Here is a 21,866-nt window from a genome sequence, read left to right as displayed (position 1 = left end):
TAAGGAACATCTTGAAAAAGCTTATGGCAAGAACGAATACAAGCTACACTACATCTACCGTGAATTCACCGTGGATTTCTTTAAAATGGATCTGGATTCCCTCCCGAAAAATGCTTCTTCCCTGAAGTTCAACAAGTTCGATTCCCACGTGATGTCACTGTGCCTGACTCTTCACGTTAACCTCGGGCTCTCCCTGCGGAAAACCTCCCAGGCTTTGAAGGATCTTTATAACATCCGGATCTCACACCAGCAAATCGCCAACTACTGTAAAACTGCTGCTATCTGTGTAAAACCTTTCGTGGACAACTATGGTCTTCTGTCAAGATTTAGTACAAGTTAAAATGAGAAATTTCCCCATTTTAACTTGCCATAAGCTCCGCTTCCCTGTGGGTTCTTTCATATAATCGTTCGAATTCATCTGGTGACATATAGTTGCAATGACTGTGGATTCGTTTGGTATTATAAAACGCTTCCAGATATTCGAAAACTAAACGATACGCCTGCTTGTAATCGCGGATTTTAAAACGATTCAGCCATTCACGTTTAATGATAGAATGAAAGGATTCGATACATGCATTATCCCACGGATATGCCTTTTTCGAATAGCTGCGCTGCATTTTCGCAGTTGCCTTTTTGTATTCTTTCGCAACGTATTGGCTGCCTCGATCCGAATGAATGATCAGCGGTTGATTGATTTTTCGACGGGCTTTGGCCTTATTTATAGTATCAATAACACAGGATACTTCCAGCGTTTCTGAAAGTGTCCATGCGATGATTTTTCTGGAATATAAATCCATGATACTGGTCAGATAGACGAAGCCATCTATCGTCCAGATATAGGTGATGTCCGAACACCATACTGCATTCGGGCGGTCAGGATTAAACTGTTCATCCAGGATATTCTGTAATTCTGTGCTGAAATCAGAATCTTTGGTTGTGATAGTCCAGGGTTTGCTCCATTGAGCCCGGATTCCCATCTGGCGCATATATGTGCCAACAGTTCTTTCGGATATCGTTTCCCCACTTTTACGTAGTTCTGCAGTAATCTTTGGAGCTCCGTAGTTCTGTTTGGAATCATCATAAATATCCTGAATCCTGGATTTTACAGCTTCACGACGCTTTTCTGTATCAGATGGAACATGATGCAGCCATGCGTTGTAGCCTGACCTTGAGACACCTAAGAATTTCAACATTCCGGAGACGGAAACCTGGCGTCCAGCCTTCCTGGCAGTTTCCGCCTTCTCAGACACTTCGAGATAAATGGCTTCTGTCATTTTCCCAGAATGTTGATGGCTTTTTTTAATACATCAAGCGCATCTTGGGCGTCGCGCAATTCACGCTTAAGGCGGGCGATTTCTTTCTGTTCATCAGAGGCATAGTTGCCAGAACCACGAACAGGGATATCGCCTGATTCCCGGAAGTCTTTCAACCACTTGGTTAAAGTGCTGTATCCGATACCAAGATTTTCAGCACATCCACGTACTCCTAAGTCCTTGTGGTCTTCGTAGTACTGGACAGCATCAAGTTTGAACTGTTTATCATGTTGTTTAGCCATATGAGATCCTCCTTCAGCACGTACTCATTGTATCATGCATATCCTTATTTGTATTCCGGAATTCTCATTTTGGCTTGTACTATTTATATTCTAACAGCACTATGACTATCATGCCGGCAGCACTTTCACTGCTGATGAAACCTATATCAAGATCCGTGGTATCAAAACTTATATCTGGTTCATTATGGATGCTGCGAAGCGCTCCATCATCGGTTACCAGGTCTCTGACAACCGCGGCGTCGGTCCCTGTATCATGGCAATGCGCATGGCTTTCCGACATTTCAAAGAGCTTCCAAAAAACTTCCGCTTTATCGCAGACGGTTACAGTGCCTATCCACTGGCTGCCCAGCAGTTCTTCCATGAATTTGGTGATGCCTTCAAGTTCTGCATTACCCAGGTGATTGGGCTTACCAACGACGATGCGGTTTCCAAAGAGTTCCGTCCATTCAAGCAGATGATCGAGCGCCTGAACCGAACCTATAAAGCGTCCTACCGGAAAACAAACGGATTTGACAACATCGACGGTGCCAACTATGACCTTGCTCTGTGGGTTGCATACTATAACTTTCTGCGTCCTCACAAACACAACAACTATAAAGTCCTGAACACAGTAGAAATGCTGGAAGGCGCTGACAATATGCCCGGAAAATGGCAACTGCTGATCTTCCTTGGTCAACAGACAATTCTAAATCTCCAGAAACAGAAAAATGCGTAAATGGAGCGGAACCGTTGTCAGGAGGACCGTGGAATACCAGAGCACGAAGTGCGAGGATATGCCGCGAAAGCCTCTTGACATAAGGTTCACGGATTATCCTGTTTAGCAGAAAAGGGGCAAGTGCGCCCTTTTCCTGCCTTCCGGCGAGGACAGGTCCGGGCAGAGCCCGGAATCGGGTCAAGGGACTGGTCCCTTGCAGGTTCTTAGGGCAGCGCCCTGAGCCCCCGGAGGGCCTTCCGTCTTATATATTTGCAATTTTCAAGGTTCGTTTGAGCCTGTTTTTTTCGGCCCAGTTTTTCATAGATTACTTGACACTACCCATAAAACTGTTGTCCCACAAACAGTATAAGTACCAGAATAAAGGTTAATGGTATTTCTCCCTCTTTAAATCCCGTAAACGACGACAATACAATAAACGCAAATACAATACCACTAGCACCATATAATGCTGTATTAGGTGATACCACATAATTAATAATCCCCGTAACACTAGCAGTGATGAATACCACTTTTATCAAATTCAATGATCCATACTTTTCTTCTAGAAGCGTCCCCAACAACAACAAATATGTAGCATTTCCTATAAAATGGTTAATCCCATCATGACCAAATATATGCGTAAAAAATCTCAGGTATGTTAATGGATTTGCCAAAGAGGAATGATACGTCATAAATAAGAGATAAGTACTGTCTCCATGTGTAATAATACCAATTATGGTTACTATGAAACATATCAAGACAATACCTAGTGTCACTGGAGCATTAAATGATACTTTAACTTTTTTCATTTTTTCCCTTTCAAAAATGGGAGCAACAATGCTCCCATTAATATTTTACTTTCTATATTTTGGTTCAAGCATCGCCTGTTTTAATTCTTCCTCTATCTTTATCAATTCTTCCTGCGCCTTCACGCGTTTTGCAGTTCCCTGCTCATGAATCTTTACAACTTCATTTACGGAAGATATCAGATTTTTACTACATAAACGAAGAGTTTCAATGTCGACAATCGGTCTTTCAACCTCTTTAGCAGTTTCAATTGTTGCCATTTTCAAAGTTTCTGAATTTCTGCGCAACAAATCATTCGTTTTTTCAGTAAGAGCAGACTGTGCTTCTAAGGCACGCTGCGAATGTTCAATACCTAATGACAATACTAACTGATTTCTCCATAACGGAATCGTATTTGACAATGAGGACTGTAACTTATCCAGCATTTCGCGATCATTATTTTGAAGCATGCGAACTTGCGGAGCTGATTGAATCGCAATGACTCTCGTTAATTCCAAATCAGAAATCTTTTTCTCAAATCTATAGCATAAATCCTCAAAATCTTTGTATTCTTGTACATCTTCTTGAAGATTTGTTTTATCAGCTCTCACTTTTAATTCAGCCAGTTTACCGCTCCTTGCTTTATCTAATGCCTTTTTTCCAGCAATAATATACATCGTCAATTCTTTGTAATATTGTACATTCAATTCATACATTTGCTGGTACATAGAAATATCCTGAATTAAAACATTCTGATGTAAACGTAAATCTTTTTCTATTCGATCCACATTACTCTCAGCCTTTGCATAATTTGCTCTAATCGATCCAACACCTCTTTTGGCTTTTTGAAACACTCCCAAAATTCCTTTTTTTTCGGGTTCAGTCGTTGCATCTACTGCAGTTGTCAATTCTTTAAGTGATGTACCTACATCACCCAAATCATATGTTTTAACTTTTTTCAATATAGATACTGAAAAATCAGAAATATTTTGTTGTGCATTCATTCCATATTTCACAACCTGATCAACGTTCGTAATATCTATTTCAGAAGCAAATTGATCAACCATTTCGCGTTCTTCTTCTGAGAGCATTGATTCATCAATTGTTCCGGCAGAGTAGCCTTTGGATTCTTCTGATGAAACAACAGATTGCATTACTGGAATGTCATCCAATAACGGATTTCTTTTGTGATCCTCCGGATTTAATACTAATGTTGTTCTTTTTTGAGTTTCTGTGCTCACAATTATTTCTCCCTTCATGATGAGATATTTCTCAATTCTTTTCGGATATCAGTGTCTCTTATTTCTATCTCTGACAAAAATTTCAATTTTTCACCAAGTATTCGATTTATTTCTTCCTTATCAGAACTGTTAGCAATAGAAATAAACGCTTTCATTTGACTTTTCCATAAAGGAATTGTTTTAGTCGTAATTTCTAATATCCTATTAACTATCTGATTATTGTTGTCTTTTAATAATCTAACTTGTGACAAGGTTTGCATTGATATCATATAAGATAGTTCTAAATCACGAACTCTTTGTTCTAATCGAAGCCACCAATGTTCGACATCTTCAGAATCAGTGTTCTGTGTCTTATCATGGCTCATGATCAACGTTTTTCCTTTATCAATACAGTTTTGCAATTCATTGCAACACCGTTCTATTTGTTTTTCCAAACATTCAAGCACATTACTTTCTTTTAATATTGCCGCTTCTTGTAGCTTCAGCTCTACACTCAGTTTTTCTATATATTTGAGAGTAGAATTGTAATGACCCAACAAAACGGATTTGGGCGGGGATTTTTTCAAAAAGGATAAATCCCATCCCTTTTTATGCGGTGAAACTTGAAATTCTTTCAATTCGTCCAGGATATTGTTAATGGTAATCTCTATGTTGTAACCTTGATTTAAAAACAAGTGTGTAATCTCTTTCGCAAATTCTCCCAACTTTTGTTGTTCGACACTTCCATATACAGAAATAGATTCCTGATTCCCAATAACCAATCTTCCTTGTAATACCGATTTTAGATCATCAATGTAATCAATTAGCTTGTCATTTTCCATATTCTTCTACATTTGTTCTTGTTTAATAAGTAATTCCATAGTAGAGATATCACTGGCAATATCCAATTCTTGCTCCTCATAGAACTGGTTTAGAATACCCTCAAACGAAACAATCAACATATCAATGGCATGTTCGATATCCCTTTTGGCATTTTTAATGTTTGGTCCTCCAATCTCTTTTTCATTCATATCGATGTATGCATTCAGTAATTTTTCCGTGGTTGGTAAATAATAATTCAAGAACATCCCAAGCTTTCCGGACTGTTCTGGATTAAGATCAACTTCACGGAAAATTGTAGCAACTATTTTTTCCATTCGATCCAATTTCATTGTTATATCTTTTTCTTTAATTAGTCGATTACTGTCATGTATTTTATCAACATATTCTTGTCCAATATCTAAAATCTTTTGTATCTCCTCAGAACGTTCCCCCATGCGAATACGTTCTTCAATTAACTGTTTATAATATCGATCATATACTGGTTTATTTTCTTCGTATTTTTTATACATTTCATCAGAGGCAATAAACACCAGATTCTCAGTAGAAAAATGCCCCTGAGGAATGAGTTTTTGTTTTACTGCACAAGAAAGATCTTTTACTACCTTGGAATATGGAAAAGAAGTATATGCACATATATCATCAATTATCTCAACATTCTTATAATTCATTAATTCAAAATATTTTTCATATCGTTTAGCAAATTTTATTGAATTAATAGCCAAAATAATGACAATAACATTAATAACAAATACCGCTAAAGTAACTCCTAAGAAGACTTGGCTATACACCTCATAATTATCGGAATAAATGTGCATTCCAAGTCCCATAACGGCATAATATAAATATCCTATGATAAAGCAAATGCATATACCAATTATCCATTTGAAAATTGTTGTTCTTGGTGCCTCAAAAACATACTGAGTTCGACGAAATCCAGTGCTCGGCAGTTCTTCTAGTTTTTGACTAATTTCGGAATAATTTCCTTGTTGTATACTATTAATTACAATCGTTGCAGCTTGAACAGGTTCTTGTTCATAGTTTTTTATTACTGGTTGCGACACTCTTTCAGCCACTATATTGTTATCTTTTGAAATATTTTTTTTGAATAAAGCCATATGCTAACACCTCTTTTTATTCAATCGGATCCGTAGATGACGGAGTATTCATTTCCATGGAATCCATCTTACTTGTTACAGTTGATGCTGGAACAGCAAAAGATGGAAGAATACTAGAAATCGGTGTTCCATTCGGTAACTGAATATTCTGATTAACCTCTGGCAATCCTAATGAATCTGCTGTCATCTCTACAGTAGGCTCTGAAATTTTTGGCACACTAGAAGCTGCTGGTGCTGAGTAACTAACATCACCCTCTGCACTATATCTTGAGTTCGAATGAGATCCTGTGTTCGAATGGGAAGTATGGCTCTGATGGCTTTGATGGCTTTCATGGCTTCCATGATTGCTATGACTGTTTCCATGTGAACCTGATGAATGTGAACTATGCGAACTGTGCGATCTATGCGAACTGTGCGATCTATGTGCTGCAAATGCATCCACTGTCATTAAACTACCTAAAATTATAATCATTGTTCCTAAAGCCAGTAACTTATTGCCTGGAATATTGCCTTCTTCATCCTCTATTAAATTCTCTATACTTTTTTGAAATTCGGGAAATAATTTATCCATAATTACTCATACACCTTTACACATTTTCCATTTGACCAATCTGTTTTGTAATACTCTGAAGATGATACATAATATGTACATTCTCCATTAGGATGCCCATTTTTGAATTCTCCAGTAAGCATATAACCACCTTCTTTTGGAGAATAATAATAGGATCCTGTTCCACTCATTTTATCTTCAGACCATTCTCCTTCATAAGAGGCACCACTTGTCCATTCGTAGGTCCCCTGCCCTGACTTCTGGTTATTTGACACCATACCGCTATATTTATCTCCATTACTATATGTAATTTGAGCCTTGCCATTTAACTTTCCAGCTGACATATCTCCGGAATATTTTGTTCCATTCTTTAATGTCATTTCAACAGAAGTAGGTTCACCTTCCTTAATAATAAATGTATATATACCGAAGTCATTTGAAACGTGATATGTTCCTTCTATAAAAATATTTTTTTCAAATGTTCCTGTTGCATAATTATCTTTGGAATATGTATATGTTCCAGTACCGGACATATCGTCATTCAACCAATCACCATCATAAGAAGCACCGGACTTCCAAGTATATACACCCTTTCCAGAACGTTTATCGTTCTCCATTTCTCCAGAATATGAGTCCATATTTGAAAACATCATGGTTCCCGATCCAGTAATACCACTCTTTGTACAATCGCCCGAATATGTTGTACCATCTTGATATGTGATTTCAGCGTTGCTTATTTCTTTATTATCAAATCTGATTTTGTATTTGCCTGTTTCATTTTCAAACTCACAGGTACCTTCCTTAAAAATATTGTTTTCGAATGTTCCGGTAAATATAACATTATTGGCTGTTATATACACACCTTGACCATTCATCTTATCGGATTTCCATTCACCCTCATAAGAATCACCATCGTCCCAGGTAAATAATCCAACACCTTCTTTTTTTCCTGATGAAAATTCCCCCTCGTATGTTCCTTCTACAGGAGTTTTTAGATTACCTAACCCTTGAATACAATCATTTTCGAACTCTCCTGTATAAACAGCACTAGTATCAAATAGGAATTCACCCGTTCCATCAAACAACCCAAAATCCATTTCTCCAGAATATGTACCCATTGTTGTAGACACAAATCCTTGATTCTGGTATTGATATTCCCGTGTAACACGTTTATGAATATTATGAGTACTGATTATGTAAGAAAAAGCTCCAGCTATACTGGCTTCAGCGATAACCACACAAACTAACCCTGCAATTATTTTGTTTTTTCTTTTTTTCTTTTCCTTCCTATATTCATTTTCAGGAATCTCTTCCTCGTTAGAAACATTATTTATTCCTTCGAGTGCTGAACCTTCGTTTTGAACCATTAAATCTGATTTTATATCTTTTTCCATTGTTAATTACTCCATGAATTCAATATCTGAATTTTATTATCATCATTTTCTAAAAATAAGGAAAAGAGTATATCTAATAATCCAGAATAAATCTTACACCTATAACCATGTGGAGATTTTTCAATAATGTCTCCGCTCGTAGCAAAACTAACCACTGGGCAAGTCCCACAATATGGCTGATAAACACAATCACAACAAGACGGTATCGTTTCCAGAATGCTAGATGCACAAATAGCTTTACATGTACTATTATTAATAAGAGACTGATATGTACTTGTCATTACATTTCCTAAACAGAATGCTTTATTTCCCATTTCATACAACATTCTTCCTTCATCACATGTAAATATATTACCATCAGCATAGTAAGCAATCTGTCCAATTCCTGCTCCACAAGGCGATCTAAGTTCCATATAATTTACAAAATGTCCTGCAATTCTTTTAAGCAAAATAGACGCATGTTCTTCCTTAAAAAAACAACCGTTCTCATTTAGTTGGATTGCTGTATTTAATGCTTTATAATAAAACTCCAAAAATTCTTCTGCAGAATATCCAATCTCATTCCAATTAACTGTTGCCTTTCCCAAAGGGGTTAAAGGTCGAATAAATATGCTGTCAAAACCTAGATCGTAATAGGTCTCAACAATTTCTTTTGGATATTTTAAAGACTCCTTTGTCGTGGTTTGAATTGCACCAACATATATCCCGGCATCACGTAATTTACCAAGCGATTCAACTACTTTATTATATGTTGGTGATCCATCCTTGTATGGCCTATTATGATTATGAAGCAAATCGTGACCATCAATAGATGTGGACACTCCAAAATTATGTTCTTTAATAAAAGACAATATATTTTCGTCAAGCAATGTCAAATTAGAAACAATATTATAATTAACTAAATGAGCACCTTTATTTTCTTCTGTGTATTCAACAATATGCTTTATTACGTCAAAATTCAGGAGAGGTTCTCCTCCTTGAAATTCAAAAGTTAAGCACTTTGTTGGAGATTGAAGTGCAATATCAACTGCTTTCTCAGCAATCTTTTTCCCCATAAATAGATTTGAACATTTGGTTCCATTATTGGCCTGACAATATATACACCCCATATTACATGCTGTTGTAACAACGAATATATGTAATGATGCAGACATATTTAAATGATTTTTTACAACTCTAAGATTATATCGATTCACGTCTGAAAATGATAACGCCGTTTCATCATAGATCATATGGTGCTCTATTAACTTCTGTTCCAACAAAGATCCCTTATCAACTTTTTGCATAATCAAATCCCTGAATTCAGATTCTTTAACAAATATATATTCTCCAAAATCATTAGTTAATAGAATCTTTTTCCCGAAAGATTTGAAATTAAAATAATTCAACTTCATATAATTGCCTTCAACTCATCTCTTTCAATATTAATAGTGCCCGCAAACACACCGCCACATGATTGTTTATAACTACATCCTTCACAAGTTTCACTATAACGTACTTTATTCGGAGAAATACTTTTCTCGCTAATCATCCAGTATGAAGGATCTACAGTACATAATGGGAAATTATAAAGTTTCACATCAATGCCGTTATTTATTAGTTTCTTTATCGCGCCCGAAGCATAGTAAAATGCTTCTTTATAAGAAATCCATAAACTATCTTTATTCTTAAATGCATTTCCTGTCATTTCCATTGCAATCACACTAATATATCCGACCTGTGGAATCTCCCGGATAATAAAGTCTGCCAGATTGTTGATATCATCACAGTTAATCTTAGAAACAACAATTCGTACTTCGATTCGTATACCATATCTCAACAATCGTTTAATTCCCAATATTGTCTGGGAAAAACTACCCTTGGTCTGAGTAATGTAATCATGAAGTTCTGCATTTGAAGCATGAATTGGAATTGCAAGAATACTATTATTCGGTATTGAATCCCGTAGCATCTTCGCATATTTATCCAATGCAAAAATTCTTCCATTTGTTAAAAACAAGCATTCTGTTTTGTGAAATTTTTCACGTAACAAAATAATAAATTTAAAAATTTCTTCTCCGCTTAAAAAAGGTTCTCCACCTGTAATTGTTAAATGTGGGCTATCTGATGGAATATGCTTAGCCAAAGTAATTAAATTATCAATATTTGTTTCATCACCATTCTTCCTTGAATAATCTGGAGAAGGGCACATAATACAATTAGAATTACATTTACCTGTAACAAAAAAATAATTTTCTATAGAAGTTGTGTCATATCGTAGATACATTCTTCCATCTGGCCATATTTCGAAAACATCATAATTATTATGATGCAATAATTCACAAATACCATCCTCATCTACTTCTAATTCTATATTTGAAGGAAGAAGAAATAGTTGTTTTTTATCAAGGAAGATAAAATCCAATTCATCCTCCAATAAATCTTTCTTTGTTGGTTCATCCAATGCCAAAGATACATATTTAAACCCTTCAGCATAGTTCTCTATTCTTATATCCATGACAATAATCCCCAAGCACACATATAACTAATAAATCCAAGAGCAATAAAAGCAGCAAAAGGAATTTTCTTTACTATAGTCACTGTTTCCTGTTTTTTACTTTTGGCCCATCGTCTAACACTTTCTACTTCATCCTCGGTAAGACGGTCTCTCAAGTCTTCAGATGATATTTTCGGAAGCCCTCTCACTCTTGAACTTTGCATTAAAACCGTTGATCCCATTGACAAAATCATTCCTTTTTTAATTTCATCTATAGAAATCTCTTGATATAAGCTTGTTTTTATAGTCATTTGGCAAATTAAAAGCGCAACAACTAAAATATAATTTTCGGGATGAATCGAAAAGGGAATAAGTTTCAACCAAATAGCCAACACAATATCACCAGCGAGAGCAGATATTAAAATCTGTTTTTTTCTAAAAATGGGATATCTACCAGTTCCCCAGGAAACTATAATGCAGATAACCCGGGTAAGCCAAATCGGAACAAACAATCCAATTTTAGCCAACAAGTGTAAAATGAAAGTAACTGCACTGATATAAATAAGTGCGGTAAAAAACGATTTAAAAAATGAGCATAAATAACTCTTTACATAATTACTTGATATTCTATTATCTTTTTTTGCAAGGCCATATATTGAAGTTACTAATAAATAAATATACCCATAAAAAACTGCAATGCCGATGGTAAAGACAATTGTAATTAAGCTATTTCCATAGCTTATATAACATCTAGAGGGATAGAGCAATGACAATACAATTATTAATTTACAGTCTCCCCCTGCAAAACAATGCGAATAAAATAAACAAAAACTGGCTAATGAAACAACAATGATATTTACAACAAATGGAAATATCATTTCACGATAAAAAAATCCATAGTAAAAAAAGTCCATTATTATTGCAAGCACCAAAAATATTAATAGCGTCTTATTGTATACCATTCCTTCTGTTATATCAGTTTTAATAACCGCTAAACATAAAGTAATCATAACTAGAAGAAAAAGAATTTCCATCCACCCCATTAAGAATTCTCCAATCCAATCAGATAATTTTCAAAGGCTTTGATAGTTTCTTTTTCATCATATTTACAATCCGAAAAATTTACTAACCAATAATTATTCTCTGATGTAATATTAATATTTGCAAAATTTGCATATACTTTTTTTGTATATTCAATATTTTCAACGGAATAAATTTCCGAATGCAAATGTAACGTTATCATTCTTTAAACCAATCCTTTAATATTTCATCTTCAGAAAACTCTTCATTTTCATTTTCTAAGCTGTCATAATTTTCATTCAGCATTACACTTGAAGCCATTGCTCTGGCAAGCATAAGTTCTCTAATATTTTTTGTTTGTTTGTAAACTTCATGTCTTACACTCTGAGAAAGCATTTCATTAATAAAATCTTTTTCTGAAATAGATTTTCCCTCCTCTTTAGCTGACATAGAAACATAATAATAGTTTTCATCCGCATCTAGATGAATGTATGCTATATCGGTAAAATTGTATGCAGCTTTGATAAGGGCTGTTCTTGAATATAATTCTTTACTAAATTTGAGCATTTCTTCAAATTCTATTTGCATAACTCATTTATTCTCCTTCAAAATGACGTTTTTGATGTCGAGGATTTTCTGGTTTTTCTGCATTTGGGGGAACTAACCAAGTTTTCCCCTTTAATACAGCCCCTTTTATTCTTCCATCTTTACAATACATAGAAACTCGTCTTCGTGAAATATTCCATTTTGTAGCAATCTCACTCGTTGTCAAATAGTCCATTATATGCCTCCAATATTTATAAAAACGTCAATTTTATTATATTCCCATACAGGAATATTTTCAATCAAATATCTAGTATTCCATGCCACAATGCAAAATTATTATTACAGTTCTCAAGCACTCCATGTTGTATAAGGAGCTCTCTTTTCCCATATAAGTAAGAGGTTCTTTTTCTAAGAGCAAGATCCACCCCGGTAATACCAAAATCCATTTACTGGATTTTCTATTACTTTCGGGGATGCAGTCTTGATGGGGATTCCGTTTCCCCATACCCTCGATTTGAACATCTTTGATGTCATCTGGCTCCCACAAAAGTGGTCGCAGTACGAATTATATCAGAAGGGACAGCTGATCTAATTCTGTGAATCCACAATGTGGAATAATTGATTTTTTCAGGAAAGGAGGAATATGCCACGTAAGAAAAAACCGGAAAATCTTCGCCACAAGAATATTATTTCATTGAAACTTACAGATTCTGAATTGGAACTATTAGATCATTCAGCAGAAATTGTTGGCTTGTCGCGCTCAGAATTTTTAAGGAAATCATTCTTGGAAAAGGATATTCAACTTCATTATGAAATCGTAGCTGACATGGATGAACTAAGGTGCCTTGTCAATGAATATGGAAAAATTGGATCAAACCTCAATCAGATTGCAAGATATTTTAACACCGGTGGAGATAGCTCTGCGAAAATGAAAGATGAGATCCGGCAGTGTATCACTGATCTGTTTTCCTTAAGAAAAGAAGTATTACGAATGGCAGGTGAATTGCATGGCCATAATCAAACACATTAAAAGCAGAAATGCGAATTATTCCGATGCATTGGAATATCTGTTTTTCCAACACAATGAAAAAACGGGAAAAGCGATTCTGGATGATTCCGGCAGGAAACTGTTGAGATAAAAATTCTATATGGACGGACTGCATTGTGACCCAATGTCTTTTGACAAAGAATGTGAGAAGACAAATATATTTTTTCACAAAAATCAAAAAAGAGGGGATATCAAAAGCCACCATTACATCATCAGTTTTGACCCTGCTGATGCAACAGAATGTGGACTTACCGGTGAAAAGGCACAGACACTATGTCTGGATTTTGCCAGAAAAAACTTTCCTGGTTATCAGTCACTGGTCGTCACTCATACAGATGGGCATAATGGCTCCGGTAACATTCATACTCATATTGTCATTAACAGTGTTCGGAAATATGCCGTTGACCGACAGGATTACATGGACAAGCCTCATGAACATGAAGCCGGATTTAAACACCGGTACACAACAAGATTTCTAAATCATTTAAAAAAAGAAGTCATGGAGATGTGTGACCGGGAAGGGCTCCATCAGGTAGATCTCCTTTCTCCGGCACCTGCAAAAATAACGAGAGAAGAATACTGGGCAAAGACGCATGGACAGGATCAGATAGATAAAACAAATGAGAAAATCCGTGCTGCTGGGCTAAAACCGGCTTCGACTGTATTTCAGACACAAAAACAGTTTTTGAGAGATGCCATTGATGACTGCTCGCAGTTATCCGGAAGTTTCGATGAATTCCAATCTCTGCTTCTGGACAGATACAATATTTCTGTCATTGAGAAAAGGGGAAGTTACCGGTGTCTTCATCCGGACAGGGATAGACGGATCTCGTCAGAATCTCTGGGAGGCAACTATGGAAAAGAATATCTGGAACAGCAATTCCAGAACCATTTCATCAACAAAAGTCAACCGCATGAAAGTTCTCACAATACAGAAAATGCTGCAAATCTCGATTATCATACAGATTCATTCATAATCTTTTATGTAAAATCTGAGCTTCGTCTTGTGACGGATCTTCAGACAAATGTAAAGGCAATGCAGAATCAGGCTTATGCCCGAAAAGTGAAGATCAGCAATCTGCAGCAAATGTCAGATACCTTGATCTATATTCAGGAACACGGCTATGACACCAGAGAAGATCTGAGGACACAGGAAATTGACATTCGGTTGAAGATGGAAGAAGCGCAGGAACATCTTTCAGATCTATTTTCCAAAATGAAAGATGTAAACGCACAGATCCACTACACCGGACAATATTTTGCTTCAAAACCGATATATGCTGAATTTCTGAAATCGAAAAATAAAAAGAAATTCCGACAGGATCATTTATCGGAAATCAAATCCTACGAGGAAGCCCGTGACTGGTTAAAAGCGTTCTATCCGGATGGAAAGATGCTTTCGATGAAAGTCCTGAAATCTCAAAAATCGGAACTACAGAAATCCATTGCTACTCAGAAATCAGTTGTAAAACAATTGAAGGATTATCACAAAGAACTGGAAATCGCCAATGCCAATGTAGATGCCATTCTCGAAAGGAAGGAACCATCCATTCATACACATTACGAACAACCGGCACAGACAGAAAACCTAAAAACAAATTCACAACACAAAAAGAAGGAGGACAAAACATTATGACACAATCAGACTTTAATTTGCTATTCATACAGCAAGTAAACCGCTGTGAAGAAACCCTGCGCGGGAAAGCAAAAGAATATACTGGAAACAACCCGGACAGGCTCAGTGCATTTAAAACAGCTGCAGCTCTGCAGGAATGTACACCTGAAAGAGCCCTTGCCGGAATGATGGCAAAACACATCATCTCACTTTATGATATGTGCTTTTCAGAGCAGTCTACTTACGACCAGAGCATGTGGGAGGAGAAGATTACCGACGGTTTGAACTACCTGTTTCTGTTAAACGCACTGGTCAGGGAGGGGGGCACACAATGAATAAAATCGAGACAAAAATATTGAACTGTTTCGCAGTAAAAGAAGCAGAAAAGAATATGGTCTTTGCTGCAAGACTGACCCAGCGAGGACATATAATCCATAGTCTGCAGATACTGGGCATATTTCTCACCAGTAAAGATATTCTCCACGCCAGTCTCCAAAGATTTCAGGATGCTGTTCATATCCTTTCCCGCAACCGGAAGTGGGATAGTAGATGATTGAACCGGCTGGATTTCTTCGAAATTATTTTCTCTGTTTATTCGAACTCCTTTCTAAAACCCCGCCGGTTTCTAATTCCGACGGGGCTTCTCATACACATACTTTTAAAGTGACATATCATTTGCTTTATGCTTCGGTTTATGTACCGGTTGAAACATATTTGCATCTTTCTTATCAGGTATTGTTTGTTTCTTTCCTTTCGCTTTCTGACGTTCTTCAAAAGCAGATGCTTTTTCAAAAATCCTGTCCTTGGTATCGTAGTGATACACTTCATCCGCCAGCTTTTCTTCAGGACGGACTTCACTGTTATTCACTTCCATTACCATGTGTTTTAATTCACGGGAGGTCATCTCTCCATTATTCGGAAGAACCAGCATTTCATGAGTGGAAGAGGGAAGAATATAATAGTCTCCCTTTAATGCTTCTCCAATCTGATCCATCTGGCCGGGATAGAAGAGAACTGCAGCACCATCGAGCATCTGCTCATTCGTAACAATGGTGAGCGGAACAGCCATATTCCGATACATTTCTTCCATCATCTGGTCAATATCTTCTTCCTTTACACCGGCAGCCCGCATATCATTTCTCATCATATTTTCCATCATTTTATCCATAGATTCTATCTTGACCGGAAACACCTTCGGACTGTTTTCCAGAGCATCCTGATGAAGCTGGTCCTTTGAAATACCAAAAAGTTTCATCATTTCGTTGTTTACAATCGCAGAAGCAATGCCATCTGCTCTGGAATTAGCAAAGATATGATAGGTAATCGCCAGATTCTCTACACGAGTATGAGGAACTTTTGACAGCATTTCCTGATTCCTGTCCGCATCAGATACCCGGATAAACAGATTCTCTTTTGCTTTTTCATAATCAGTCAAAATATCCATATCAATATCCATAGGTGTGATCTGCACAACCTCAGCCATCCGTTCCATAATATCTTCCATATTCATCTGAACATCCTGCATCTGTTCATAGAACATGTTCAGGTTCAGTGTAGGGGACGCCACCTGGTTCTCCATTCTTACAGTCATCCCCAGATAGCTTTCATTCAACTTTTCATGGGGATAAACATCAACACTGGCATTGTTATATTCAGCCGGAAGATAGTCTTTGATTGTTTCTTTTACAGTTTCTACAAATTTTTCAAATTCCATATTTCTCGTCCTTTCCTGATTTCTTTCTCTTTTCGTTTTCTATTTTTTCTTGCTTTTCCCTGATGATTTCCTACTTGGAAATTCAAGAGAGAAATTCACGCGTTCTTCATTCGCATCCATGATCAGATCTGCTTCGAAATACATATTTTTTTTGACAGAATACAGATCCTTTACGCGGACTTTCCCGCTTTTTAAAAGCTCGGCAGCCATACGTTTATCGATGGTTTTCAGCATCCGCTCCAGATATTTTGTTTCTTTCCAGAGGGCAAAACGACATTCCCTGTTACTGCAGTAGAAGTTCTTTTTCCCTTCATACACCAGACTTCCGCATACCGGACAGGTTCCGATGCTTTCCCTTGTCTGGAACCTTCTGGTTTCTTCCTCCGGAATCGTGTCACATCCATTCAGCATCATGGTGATCATATTTTTGATCCCTGTCATAAAGGTATCCGGAGTGATCTTCCCTTTCTCCATATCCAGAAGCTGATTTTCCCATTCCGCTGTCATGCTGGCTGATTTCAGAAAGTCGGGCAGGATCTCAATCAGAACCTTTCCATCTTCTGTAGGAATGATCTGTTTTCCCTTACGGACGGCATACTGGGAATGTACCAGTTTTTCAATGATTCCTGCTCTGGTTGCCGGAGTTCCCAGCCCCTTTTTCTCTGTATCCTCATCGAATTCCTTATTCCCGGCTGTCTCCATAGCTGCAAGCAGAGTATCTTCGCTGTACTGTTTCGGTGGGGAAGTGAGATGCTCCGATTTATCAGCTGCCACATTGTAAAAGATCTGTCCGGGAGTCAAATTAGAAAACCGGTCTGTCTCTACATTTTCCGGATTTTCTATAGCCAGCCCATCTTTGTTCTTGAAACACTCTTCATAAAGCTTCCATCCCATCTGCTTTACAACTTTCTTTTTTGCGGAAAACAGCTCGTTCTGGCATTTCACGGTGATATCGGTTTCTGTGAAAATATGATCCTTTTCTGTTGCTTCCACCATACGGACACAGATGAGGAACAATACCTTCTGTTCCCAATCCTTTAACTGTGACAGATCATAATCTGTCAATTCCACAGTGGGAATAATTGCATGATGATCGGATACCTTCCGGTTATTCAGGACAAGCCTGATATTCGGCTTTTTCGGCTGATCAAAGGGACCTGTCAGCTGATACTTTTCATGAATTCTCCGAATCACATTTCCTGCAGTTATCTCCATATCCTCCGTCAGATACTGGCTGTCAGTTCTCGGATAGGTGATCAGTTTCTGCTCATACAGAGACTGTGCTGCATTTAACGTCTGCTGGGCAGTCATACCATAATGTCGGTTCGCTTCCCTCTGCAAAGTAGTCAGATCATAAAGCTTCGGTGGTCTTACAGTCTTATCTGTTGAACGTATTTCTTCCACAACAGCATCGCTTCCCTGGCAAAGAACTCTCAGTTTTTCTGCTTCCTTTTCATCAAAGATTTTCTGTCTTTCTACCTGCAGACCATCCAGATCCAGTTCCACATTGAAATACTTTTCCTTTTGGAATGAGGAAACAGCTCTGTCCCTGTCTACCAGCATGGCAAGCGTCGGTGTCTGGACACGCCCCACAGTCAGCTTCTTATAATATTTACTGGTGTAAGCTCTGGTTGCGTTCATTCCTACCAGCCAGTCTGCCTGGGCTCTGCACACAGCAGCATCGGCAAGGTTTTCATATGCAGACGCATCTTTCATTTGAGAAAATCCCTCACGGATGGCTTCATCTTCCATAGAACTAATCCACAGTCTTTTTACCGGTTTTCTGCTCCGGGAAAGATCATAGACTCTCTTGAAGATCAATTCTCCTTCCCGTCCTGCATCACAGGCATTTACTACATAGTCGATATCCGGACGGTTCAGCAACTTCTTTAACACATAGAACTGATCCTTCTTGTCCTTTGACACTGCCAGTTTCCACTCCTGCGGAATAATGGGCAGATCCTCATAGTTCCATCTGCTGAATTTCTCGTCATAAGCATCCGGAGCCACATATTCAGCAAGATGTCCAAGACACCAGCTGACGATACAATCCTTTCCTTCCAGATATCCGTCTTCACGTTTCTGTGCGCCGATCACATCCGCAATGGATCTGGCTACGCTTGGTTTTTCTGTAATCACTAAATACATATTCTTACAACTCCTTTCACTTATATGGGAGCTGCGTTGCCCTTATACAACATCAGCTTCCACCTTTTTGGATTTATTCCTGTGATTCGACTTTCTCTTCCGGATTGTCTGATTCCTCATCCTCATTGATGGTCTCCAGCCCGTCATCCATTTCCAGACCTTCGTTTTCAGAATCATCATCTTCCTGCTTCGGTTTGTAGATCTTGAAGTAGTAATAGCCTGCAATCCCCGCTACAGCCAGAAGCAGGATCACAAACAGACCAGAATTTGTTGCTGTTTTATCCGGTTTATCTGCCTGTGTTTCTTCTTCAACAACCATGCTGCTTTCCGTATCGTCTGTATGCTCATCCTCCAGGACTACCGAAGGGGCAGTCTCTAAAGTCTGCTGCTGATCCTCATCCAGAAATTCTTTCAGGTCATTTTCATCAATCTGAGACAGCATGTACACGTTATTCGTAGTAGCTGCCCGGTCGATTACGATATAAAACGTATTGTTATTCTTTGTTTTAATCGTCAAGAATTCCTTACTGGAATCATCGGTAATGTCATCCCTTACCTCTCCGTTACCAGGAACAGAGAACGGATCGCCATTTTCCTCGGTATGAGTATCCTCAACCACCGGTTCCTCCGTTTCTGTTGTTGATTCCTCCTGAGCAGCTTCTGTACCCTGATCCACATAGGCAAACGCAGTAGCCTGACTTCCAAAAAGCATCATTGCTGCTGTCAAAAGCATCACCAGTTTTTTATTCAGTTTCTTCCATTTCACCATATTCATTTTCCTCACTTTCTCTTTTTTCTTCCTGAACAACAAAGGAGCCAGATTCTTCTTCTGACTCCCCGCTCGCTACAAATGATATCGTTCCATCCTGGATTCCGTTTAGCAGGTCAAATAATTCCTGCCCTTTTAATTTCATTCCACAGATGCTTTTGATCATTTCGTTATTTTCTTCCTCTTTCAGAGCTGACCGGACACCTTTCAGATACATTTCCAGATCAGCGATCTTTTTTTCGGTCTTTTCAATCTCATCCAGATACTTTTTGATCTTCCGATTCAAATTTTCACCTTCCTTCTTTTTTATTTTTAAGGCAGTCTTCCAAAGCACATAAAATGCTGCTGCCAGTAGGATGTATTGATATTCGCATACTGGATCGGATCCCCGCAGTGAATCATCATTCCATTGCCAACATAAATTCCCACATGGCTGGCACCGCTGGTATTATAGGTTCCCTGGAAAAAGATCAAATCTCCCGGCTTTGCCTGAGACGGTGGAACATAAGTACAGAGACCGCGAAGCCCATCTGCTGTCCGACGTCCATAATTCCATCCATTTCCACAATGATTGACTACCCAGGATACAAACCCGGAACAGTCAAAACTGGTACTCGGTGAAGATCCGCCCCATACATAGGGATATCCCAGATATTTTTCTGCTTCCAGGATCATTCTTGCAAAACGTTCATCCGACAGTGCTTCCGGTGGGATCTCATAGCTCATGCCGCCTCCGGCTCCAGTGATTCGGTTTACATCCCACAGATAATCCCGGTTGCCCAGTGTGGTATTCAATGCATCGTACAGGATTTCTTGTTCCTCTGTCAGATTTGCCCTTGCCACTGCATCAAAATTTGTATTCGTTAGAGTGACATAGAGGACTCTTTGAGTAGTAGTGGTAGTAACCTCCACCTCCCGACTGCCATTATCATCTGCCAGAAATGCCTCCCAGGTCTGATGTCCATGTGCGCTGGCAGCAGAATGGCTGTCGTAATACACATCAAAGGCAACTCCATATCTGGCAAAATTACCGGTATCCTCTACCGTATATTCCACACCGTTCATGCTCACTTTCGTTCCTAGAGGTACAATCGGATTGTTTGCATCAACCGCAATCGTATGGTTAGCTGTCGGGTATGCACCGCTGGCTGTCGGCCCTCCGGACCACCTTCCACAGCAGATAGAACAGTTACAATATCCGCTGGTTACCACATTTCCCAGGGATTCTCCCACACGTACTGTTCTCGTTTCTGTGACAGTTTCCGTCCTTCCATGGGTTGACAGATGATACTGTGCCTGAAACAGATCCTGTAATTCATCCTTTACATCGTCATAGGTATATCCACCATATTTTGGGGTAGGTATGAAGTCAGATGATACGGATTATGCCCGATTTCGCTGACATTGTACTGATAGGAATCGTAATCCGGATATGTAGACTCCATATTGTTAATCTGCCGGTTTAATGCCTCCTCCATGGCAGCATAAGCATTTTCTGCCGCATAGATATCTGCATCTGTGCTGGGATAGGTTGTCATACCGATCACGGAAGCTCCACCCTGAATCGAAGCACTGCAGCTTCCCAAAGAAACTGCAATCAGCATAAAAATGAGCGAAAAAATGCCGATACCAAGAAACACGGTACGGTTTCGCCTTACGATTTCTTTTAAAGCAATCTTGGCTTTTACCGTCATGTTCTCGACACCGGCAATCGTTGTTGCTCCTCCGGGACTTCCTGCTGTTTTTCCAGCTCTGGCAGCCCGGTAGGCATCTTTATATTTTTTCTCTGGAAGAAGCGGTTTAAGAAACGCTTCTTTTCTGCATTTTGCACTGAATCCCTGGCAGTTCGGTCTGCTGCTTCCTTCGCAGCATCAAACTTCAATCTGGAAGCCTCCCCGATTTTGCCTGTTCTTCTGTCAGTCTCTTTCGAGCACGTTTCTTCTTTACTTGATCTTTCTGATCCGAGATACCGGATACTTCCGGAATCTGTTCCTGAGAACGAAGCTTTCCCTGATACCGGCTGTCCTTTCTTTCTATGATTCTTTCACTGTTTGCTTTGGAAAAAGTTCTTGCAGATCTTTCTTCAGATGCAATATCCGAAGACATTCTTAATTCCTGCACATACCTTCTCATGCGTCGGTTATCAGTTCTTCCGGAACTGTCCGACAGCCTTTTGCCGGGAGCCGCATTTTTCTCATCTCGCTCCTTACTGTCAAGTTCAGGTTCATCCCGACTTTTCTGGCTGATTTTCTTCACAGAACCATCCCGGAGTGTATCTTCTGTCAGACCTTCTCTTGTCATTTTAGAAAAGATCTTGTCTTTCGCTGTATATTCTTTTCCTGCCATCTTTCCTCCTTTCCATCGAAAAAGACA

General features: G+C 38.5%; 22 protein-coding genes and 3 pseudogenes. 6 read left to right on the top strand and 19 right to left on the bottom strand.

The features are described 5' to 3' along the window. Positions 1 to 310 (top strand): annotated as a pseudogene (locus ACTNBF_RS10655) (transposase); the annotation flags it as partial. Between the two features lie 49 nt (positions 311 to 359). Here the strand turns inward: ACTNBF_RS10655 and ACTNBF_RS10650 are convergent. Then, on the bottom strand, positions 360 to 1,274 hold the full coding sequence (locus ACTNBF_RS10650) for an IS3 family transposase (RefSeq protein ID WP_441089245.1): 915 nt from the start codon (positions 1,272 to 1,274) through the stop codon (positions 360 to 362). Then, a complete protein-coding gene (locus tag ACTNBF_RS10645) occupies positions 1,271 to 1,555 on the bottom strand; it encodes a transposase (protein WP_441024439.1) in 285 nt (94 codons plus the stop codon). Before ACTNBF_RS10645 ends, ACTNBF_RS10650 begins: the two co-directional genes overlap by 4 nt. A gap of 115 nt (positions 1,556 to 1,670) precedes the next feature. Here ACTNBF_RS10645 and ACTNBF_RS10640 point away from each other — a divergent pair. Further along, positions 1,671 to 2,270: pseudogene (locus ACTNBF_RS10640) on the top strand (IS6 family transposase); the annotation flags it as partial. Between the two features lie 314 nt (positions 2,271 to 2,584). Here the strand turns inward: ACTNBF_RS10640 and ACTNBF_RS10635 are convergent. Genes ACTNBF_RS10635 through ACTNBF_RS10580 form a run of 12 tightly spaced genes read right to left on the bottom strand, consistent with a single transcriptional unit; the run spans position 2,585 to position 12,434 of the window. Then, positions 2,585 to 3,058 (bottom strand): rhomboid family intramembrane serine protease, encoded by a 474-nt coding sequence (locus tag ACTNBF_RS10635; RefSeq protein WP_441089244.1) that lies wholly within the window; start codon positions 3,056 to 3,058, stop codon positions 2,585 to 2,587. A gap of 45 nt (positions 3,059 to 3,103) precedes the next feature. Continuing rightward, positions 3,104 to 4,276, bottom strand: coding sequence for a toxic anion resistance protein (locus ACTNBF_RS10630; RefSeq protein ID WP_441089243.1), 1,173 nt, complete (start codon positions 4,274 to 4,276; stop codon positions 3,104 to 3,106). A gap of 14 nt (positions 4,277 to 4,290) precedes the next feature. After that, on the bottom strand, positions 4,291 to 5,097 hold the full coding sequence (locus ACTNBF_RS10625) for a toxic anion resistance protein (protein ID WP_441089242.1): 807 nt from the start codon (positions 5,095 to 5,097) through the stop codon (positions 4,291 to 4,293). A 6-nt stretch (positions 5,098 to 5,103) separates the two neighbouring features. Continuing rightward, positions 5,104 to 6,213: a 5-bromo-4-chloroindolyl phosphate hydrolysis family protein gene (locus ACTNBF_RS10620; protein ID WP_441089241.1), complete on the bottom strand. Its 1,110-nt coding sequence runs from the start codon at positions 6,211 to 6,213 to the stop codon at positions 5,104 to 5,106. A gap of 16 nt (positions 6,214 to 6,229) precedes the next feature. Beyond that, a complete protein-coding gene (gene hxsA3, locus ACTNBF_RS10615) occupies positions 6,230 to 6,784 on the bottom strand; it encodes a His-Xaa-Ser repeat protein HxsA3 (RefSeq protein ID WP_441089240.1) in 555 nt (184 codons plus the stop codon). 2 nt (positions 6,785 to 6,786) lie between these two features. After that, entirely contained in the window at positions 6,787 to 8,157 is a 1,371-nt protein-coding gene (locus ACTNBF_RS10610) for a hypothetical protein (protein WP_441089239.1), read from the bottom strand. Positions 8,158 to 8,159: 2 nt separating this feature from the next. Further along, a complete protein-coding gene (gene hxsB / locus ACTNBF_RS10605; protein WP_441089238.1) occupies positions 8,160 to 9,551 on the bottom strand; it encodes a His-Xaa-Ser system radical SAM maturase HxsB in 1,392 nt (463 codons plus the stop codon). Next, complete coding sequence (gene hxsC / locus ACTNBF_RS10600; protein ID WP_441089237.1) at positions 9,548 to 10,654, bottom strand: His-Xaa-Ser system radical SAM maturase HxsC; 1,107 nt, start codon at positions 10,652 to 10,654, stop codon at positions 9,548 to 9,550. Before hxsC ends, hxsB begins: the two co-directional genes overlap by 4 nt. Beyond that, positions 10,645 to 11,676, bottom strand: coding sequence for a hypothetical protein (locus tag ACTNBF_RS10595; protein WP_441089236.1), 1,032 nt, complete (start codon positions 11,674 to 11,676; stop codon positions 10,645 to 10,647). The genes hxsC and ACTNBF_RS10595 overlap by 10 nt, the downstream gene beginning before the upstream one ends. Beyond that, the gene (locus tag ACTNBF_RS10590; RefSeq protein WP_441089235.1) at positions 11,676 to 11,876 is read right to left on the bottom strand and encodes an HxsD-like protein; all 201 of its coding nucleotides are present in this window, start codon (positions 11,874 to 11,876) and stop codon (positions 11,676 to 11,678) included. The genes ACTNBF_RS10595 and ACTNBF_RS10590 overlap by 1 nt, the downstream gene beginning before the upstream one ends. After that, positions 11,873 to 12,241, bottom strand: coding sequence for a His-Xaa-Ser system protein HxsD (hxsD, locus tag ACTNBF_RS10585; protein WP_441089234.1), 369 nt, complete (start codon positions 12,239 to 12,241; stop codon positions 11,873 to 11,875). Before hxsD ends, ACTNBF_RS10590 begins: the two co-directional genes overlap by 4 nt. A gap of 7 nt (positions 12,242 to 12,248) precedes the next feature. Continuing rightward, entirely contained in the window at positions 12,249 to 12,434 is a 186-nt protein-coding gene (locus ACTNBF_RS10580) for a helix-turn-helix domain-containing protein (RefSeq protein WP_441089233.1), read from the bottom strand. 408 nt (positions 12,435 to 12,842) lie between these two features. On the opposite strand from ACTNBF_RS10580, the gene ACTNBF_RS10575 reads away from it, so the two are divergent. From ACTNBF_RS10575 to ACTNBF_RS10560, 4 genes are read left to right on the top strand one after another with little or no spacing between them, the layout of a single operon-like run. Continuing rightward, positions 12,843 to 13,229 carry a plasmid mobilization protein gene (locus ACTNBF_RS10575; RefSeq protein ID WP_441089232.1) on the top strand — a complete coding sequence of 129 codons (387 nt, stop codon included), beginning with the start codon at positions 12,843 to 12,845 and terminating at the stop codon, positions 13,227 to 13,229. After that, positions 13,207 to 13,338, top strand: coding sequence for a hypothetical protein (locus ACTNBF_RS10570; RefSeq protein WP_441089231.1), 132 nt, complete (start codon positions 13,207 to 13,209; stop codon positions 13,336 to 13,338). Before ACTNBF_RS10575 ends, ACTNBF_RS10570 begins: the two co-directional genes overlap by 23 nt. A 9-nt stretch (positions 13,339 to 13,347) precedes the next feature. Then, a complete protein-coding gene (locus tag ACTNBF_RS10565; RefSeq protein ID WP_441089230.1) occupies positions 13,348 to 14,883 on the top strand; it encodes a relaxase/mobilization nuclease domain-containing protein in 1,536 nt (511 codons plus the stop codon). Continuing rightward, positions 14,880 to 15,197 (top strand): hypothetical protein, encoded by a 318-nt coding sequence (locus tag ACTNBF_RS10560; protein ID WP_441089229.1) that lies wholly within the window; start codon positions 14,880 to 14,882, stop codon positions 15,195 to 15,197. Before ACTNBF_RS10565 ends, ACTNBF_RS10560 begins: the two co-directional genes overlap by 4 nt. A 323-nt stretch (positions 15,198 to 15,520) precedes the next feature. On the opposite strand, the gene ACTNBF_RS10555 is transcribed toward ACTNBF_RS10560, so the two are convergent. The 5 genes and pseudogenes from ACTNBF_RS10555 to ACTNBF_RS10535 all read right to left on the bottom strand — a co-directional run bounded on the left by ACTNBF_RS10555 (position 15,521) and on the right by ACTNBF_RS10535 (position 21,794). Continuing rightward, the gene (locus ACTNBF_RS10555) at positions 15,521 to 16,576 is read right to left on the bottom strand and encodes a DUF5688 family protein (RefSeq protein WP_441089228.1); all 1,056 of its coding nucleotides are present in this window, start codon (positions 16,574 to 16,576) and stop codon (positions 15,521 to 15,523) included. Between the two features lie 39 nt (positions 16,577 to 16,615). Further along, entirely contained in the window at positions 16,616 to 18,724 is a 2,109-nt protein-coding gene (locus tag ACTNBF_RS10550) for a DNA topoisomerase 3 (protein WP_441089227.1), read from the bottom strand. A 73-nt stretch (positions 18,725 to 18,797) separates the two neighbouring features. Then, positions 18,798 to 19,493, bottom strand: a complete 696-nt coding sequence (locus ACTNBF_RS10545) for a CD1107 family mobile element protein (protein WP_441089226.1) — start codon at positions 19,491 to 19,493, stop codon at positions 18,798 to 18,800. Next, positions 19,468 to 19,779 carry a DUF4315 family protein gene (locus ACTNBF_RS10540; protein WP_441089225.1) on the bottom strand — a complete coding sequence of 104 codons (312 nt, stop codon included), beginning with the start codon at positions 19,777 to 19,779 and terminating at the stop codon, positions 19,468 to 19,470. The genes ACTNBF_RS10545 and ACTNBF_RS10540 overlap by 26 nt, the downstream gene beginning before the upstream one ends. A 26-nt stretch (positions 19,780 to 19,805) precedes the next feature. Continuing rightward, a pseudogene (locus tag ACTNBF_RS10535) lies at positions 19,806 to 21,794 on the bottom strand (CD1108 family mobile element protein). Positions 21,795 to 21,866: the final 72 nt, after the last annotated feature.

It is taken from the genome of Bariatricus sp. HCP28S3_A4, from assembly GCF_052066395.1.
Classification (GTDB): domain Bacteria; phylum Bacillota; class Clostridia; order Lachnospirales; family Lachnospiraceae; genus Allocoprococcus.
This window is presented reverse-complemented; position numbering and strand designations above follow the sequence as displayed.

What these genes read in the sequence shown, in the direction of transcription:
- ACTNBF_RS10580 (WP_441089233.1), bottom strand. Translation starts at nt 12,434, where the DNA reads ATGGACTATTTGACAACGAGTGAGATTGCTACAAAATGGAATATTTCA.
- ACTNBF_RS10550 (WP_441089227.1), bottom strand. Translation starts at nt 18,724, where the DNA reads ATGTATTTAGTGATTACAGAAAAACCAAGCGTAGCCAGATCCATTGCG.
- ACTNBF_RS10590 (WP_441089235.1), bottom strand. Translation starts at nt 11,876, where the DNA reads ATGATAACGTTACATTTGCATTCGGAAATTTATTCCGTTGAAAATATT.
- ACTNBF_RS10545 (WP_441089226.1), bottom strand. Translation starts at nt 19,493, where the DNA reads ATGGTGAAATGGAAGAAACTGAATAAAAAACTGGTGATGCTTTTGACA.
- ACTNBF_RS10565 (WP_441089230.1), top strand. Translation starts at nt 13,348, where the DNA reads ATGGACGGACTGCATTGTGACCCAATGTCTTTTGACAAAGAATGTGAG.
- ACTNBF_RS10575 (WP_441089232.1), top strand. Translation starts at nt 12,843, where the DNA reads ATGCCACGTAAGAAAAAACCGGAAAATCTTCGCCACAAGAATATTATT.
- ACTNBF_RS10625 (WP_441089242.1), bottom strand. Translation starts at nt 5,097, where the DNA reads ATGGAAAATGACAAGCTAATTGATTACATTGATGATCTAAAATCGGTA.
- hxsB (WP_441089238.1), bottom strand. Translation starts at nt 9,551, where the DNA reads ATGAAGTTGAATTATTTTAATTTCAAATCTTTCGGGAAAAAGATTCTA.
- ACTNBF_RS10570 (WP_441089231.1), top strand. Translation starts at nt 13,207, where the DNA reads ATGGCCATAATCAAACACATTAAAAGCAGAAATGCGAATTATTCCGAT.
- hxsC (WP_441089237.1), bottom strand. Translation starts at nt 10,654, where the DNA reads ATGGATATAAGAATAGAGAACTATGCTGAAGGGTTTAAATATGTATCT.
- ACTNBF_RS10645 (WP_441024439.1), bottom strand. Translation starts at nt 1,555, where the DNA reads ATGGCTAAACAACATGATAAACAGTTCAAACTTGATGCTGTCCAGTAC.
- hxsD (WP_441089234.1), bottom strand. Translation starts at nt 12,241, where the DNA reads ATGCAAATAGAATTTGAAGAAATGCTCAAATTTAGTAAAGAATTATAT.
- ACTNBF_RS10610 (WP_441089239.1), bottom strand. Translation starts at nt 8,157, where the DNA reads ATGGAAAAAGATATAAAATCAGATTTAATGGTTCAAAACGAAGGTTCA.
- ACTNBF_RS10560 (WP_441089229.1), top strand. Translation starts at nt 14,880, where the DNA reads ATGACACAATCAGACTTTAATTTGCTATTCATACAGCAAGTAAACCGC.
- ACTNBF_RS10650 (WP_441089245.1), bottom strand. Translation starts at nt 1,274, where the DNA reads ATGACAGAAGCCATTTATCTCGAAGTGTCTGAGAAGGCGGAAACTGCC.
- hxsA3 (WP_441089240.1), bottom strand. Translation starts at nt 6,784, where the DNA reads ATGGATAAATTATTTCCCGAATTTCAAAAAAGTATAGAGAATTTAATA.
- ACTNBF_RS10620 (WP_441089241.1), bottom strand. Translation starts at nt 6,213, where the DNA reads ATGGCTTTATTCAAAAAAAATATTTCAAAAGATAACAATATAGTGGCT.
- ACTNBF_RS10595 (WP_441089236.1), bottom strand. Translation starts at nt 11,676, where the DNA reads ATGGGGTGGATGGAAATTCTTTTTCTTCTAGTTATGATTACTTTATGT.
- ACTNBF_RS10635 (WP_441089244.1), bottom strand. Translation starts at nt 3,058, where the DNA reads ATGAAAAAAGTTAAAGTATCATTTAATGCTCCAGTGACACTAGGTATT.
- ACTNBF_RS10555 (WP_441089228.1), bottom strand. Translation starts at nt 16,576, where the DNA reads ATGGAATTTGAAAAATTTGTAGAAACTGTAAAAGAAACAATCAAAGAC.